Genomic DNA, 3,013 nt, shown 5'->3' with positions numbered 1-3,013 from the left:
ACCTTTTAAAATAAAAGCATCTTTATGGTCCCAATATTCCTTAAATAAACAAGCGTGTAAACAGCCAACCGCCTTCTATCAATACGGTAGTCTCCCCAAAACGCTGCTAACCCCAGTCATGAGCATTTTGCAGCAACATGAAGGCGCAGTCCGACTAATGCTGTGGTTGCTGTTTAAAACCAAAATGGGCAAAGAACAACGCATCACCATTCCTACCTTGCTACGTATTGCTTATGGTGAGGAAAAAGTTGCCCTTGCATCCAGACAACGAGAAGAACGTAAACGTCTGCTGCGAACTTTTGAAAGTGATTTGGAAATTCTCAATCACTATGGAATGAAACCACTTTTCGATCCAGTTACTTACCCACCAGAAATTCAACCTTTGTGGGCGAAGTTAATTGATCTTCCCGAAGATCCAGATGAAGCATTAGAATTTTGGACTAATGACGGTGGTGCTGAAACTCGCCTCACAGACACAGGCCCCCGTGGTAAATGGAATCTACTAATGAATGCGCGGATTTTGGCTTTTGAACTTCCAGCAGAATGGGAACAGCAAATCTCAGAATCAGAAAAAAAGCAACGACGAACTGCTAAAGCTAAAAAAAAGCCTAAAACTACAAATGATTTACTAGGTGAACAGATTTTGCAGGCGCGAAAAAATTTGAATCTTTCCCAAAGAGAGTTGGCAAAACTCACAGGTAAAAGCCAAAGCTGGATTCGAGATATTGAAAGTGGCCGTTTAAAAGCCAAATTAGAAGACCAAGTATTGTTACGAAAAGTGCTAAATATCGGTCAATCTTAATTTGGTATTTGGAATTTAAATGCATAGGGGCGCAAAAATTGTATTCCGAATTTGTGCAGCTTTATACTAAATAGAGCATTTAATGAATTCGTAGCGAACTAAACTTAGCAATCCTCTGCATTCCTCTGCGCTTCCCTTTGCGTCCCTCTGCGTTTAAAAACTCACCTCTTCCTCACCTCTTCTATGTACTATAACTCATGACCTTACTAGAGGTAATCCAGAGACTACCTACAGCATATTTAGTAACTACTAACTCTCGTGTAGCATTACATGAACTCTTCAGTTGTTGAGTCTTAGTTTCATCTTTCACAAATTTAGCCTGGTAAGTGTAGAAAGAACCAGAAGGCTTTTCAAAACTTAGTTCAGCTAGGATAGTATTATTGTCTAAACTTTGCTCCAAAATTTTGCCTGCAACTTTGTAGTTAAACCAATCCCATCCATTGCAGAGGATTAGTTCTCTTTCCAAAACCTGAAGTGCAGCAGGCAGAATTCCCCAGCCGCGATAGACTTTATTTAAGCATTGAATATCGCCAGTCCGAGTCAAAATTGATCTAAATGAATCTTGTTCAAGCCGACCATAGTATCTTGCTTCAGGCAAATCTATGACTGTTGGTGCAAACCGATGTCCACCAAAGTGCGATGATTTCCAAATTCGCACATTATCCAAGCACAAATCAGCATTACTCGCTGTAATTTTGAAGTAAAAAGGAGCGCCATATCTGGCACAGCACTTATCATGGCTACCGTGGGTACAAACTAAAATATCTCTAGTTGTACTAGTTTCTACCTCAGAATTAGAACTGATACCCCATAACCATTTTTGGACAACTTCTGCTACTTGCTCAATATTGTCTAGCTTAAACTCTTGCTTATGGTATCCATTACTTAAACCTTCTTTTTTTTGATAAATCAAAAGCGTAGTGTGGTTTATTTTGTGTGATACATCATTAGCAATTAAGAGGAATCTAATCGGTAATTTAGCACGCTTCACTTCATCTACCAAAATCCTTAAATTCTGAGGCACCCATTTGGAATTCAAGGCTTCTGATGTCCAAGGTAAAGGACACTCAACTAAAATATAAGTTTGATAATTGGTGGCACTACCAATAACATCTTCTCCTACTTGCTGTGAATCGTCAGAACAAAAAAAAGTATTCATCTATCTATACTCATTAGCGTATTTTATGGACAAAAGGTATTACAAACTACAATTGTGTTCTGGGCTACAATATCCTTCAGTCAAGGAGATAAAAAAGAACAATATGTATTTCCCAGTCAAAACTAGGTAGCCACTTTATAACATCATTATTGATCAAGGTCTTTCCGGTTAATAAATTCTCCATAATAGAAATAAATAGTGTCAAGATAGATTTTTCCGTATAAGCGGCGTTAATTTTGTATCTAGTTTTATTGTTATTTGGTATTTTATAAATTTTCACTTGCTGAAACTCGGCTTTTCTGAACTTGGTTTCTTTCTCCAAATCAAATATATTCAATGCTGTGTGTATACGCAAAGCGGCTTGAAAAGTTACCAACTATTAGCTTACTTGCAATATCGATGTAGCTGATATTACAATTCAAGATATTGCTAGCAGCAACACACTTATTTAAAGTTTTGCTGAAATTATCTACATAACTAGTTACAAATCCTGTTTTTACACATAAAGATATAATGCTGTGTCGCTCTTGTGAAAAACATATTCCTAAAGGTAGATGCGGAAATATTTGATAAGTAGACATCACTTTAGTAAGCCAATACTGTTTTAATACTTCTTCCACACTATCTGCTTTTAATGCATCTATTGAAGTGTTCATGTTGCAAATAATTCTCAATTAGATGAGAAAAATAAAAATAACAAAGTTAGGGGTAAATCCTTTACTGCCCCGTACTCCATGTGCGATAAGTTAAGAATCAAAACTAGTGACTAATTATTAGCAGCGTCACTGGGATTAACCTTAACAAACCTACTATTTACCTTTTAACCTAATCTAACTTCCTGAAGTTAATGTCAGGGTTTGATGATAGGTATCTGCTTTGACTGTAACTGAAGTCAATTAGAAATGCAAGTATTTAGGAATCTTTATGGCTTCTTTACAGTTTGTTGCTTCCAGGAGGTTGGTGAAATCAAGTTTAATGGGCATTTGATAGTGGAGATAGCTGATTAGAACAAGTATTTATACTTTCAATATAATAGATAAAGTTTTGCAATT

3 protein-coding genes are annotated in these 3,013 nt (G+C 36.6%); 1 reads left to right on the top strand and 2 read right to left on the bottom strand.

All coding sequences use genetic code 11. From position 1 onward, the window contains the following. Nucleotides 1-802, top strand: an 802-nt coding sequence (locus RRG12_RS42395; protein WP_420763237.1) for a helix-turn-helix domain-containing protein, incomplete at its 5' end; no start/stop codon positions are given. Nucleotides 803-983: 181 nt separating this feature from the next. Here the strand turns inward: RRG12_RS42395 and RRG12_RS42390 are convergent. Both RRG12_RS42390 and RRG12_RS42385 read right to left on the bottom strand, forming a co-directional pair. Next, entirely contained in the window at nt 984-1,961 is a 978-nt protein-coding gene (locus tag RRG12_RS42390) for a sucrase ferredoxin (RefSeq protein ID WP_420758469.1), read from the bottom strand. A 323-nt stretch (nt 1,962-2,284) separates the two neighbouring features. Continuing rightward, nucleotides 2,285-2,617 (bottom strand): hypothetical protein, encoded by a 333-nt coding sequence (locus RRG12_RS42385; protein ID WP_420758468.1) that lies wholly within the window; start codon nt 2,615-2,617, stop codon nt 2,285-2,287. Nucleotides 2,618-3,013: the final 396 nt, after the last annotated feature.

This window comes from Nostoc sp. CALU 546, from assembly GCF_048836525.1.
This window is presented reverse-complemented; position numbering and strand designations above follow the sequence as displayed.

Excerpts from the sequence above, each read along its gene's own strand:
- RRG12_RS42390 (WP_420758469.1), bottom strand. The coding sequence starts at position 1,961 with ATGAATACTTTTTTTTGTTCTGACGATTCACAGCAAGTAGGAGAAGAT.
- RRG12_RS42385 (WP_420758468.1), bottom strand. The coding sequence starts at position 2,617 with ATGAACACTTCAATAGATGCATTAAAAGCAGATAGTGTGGAAGAAGTA.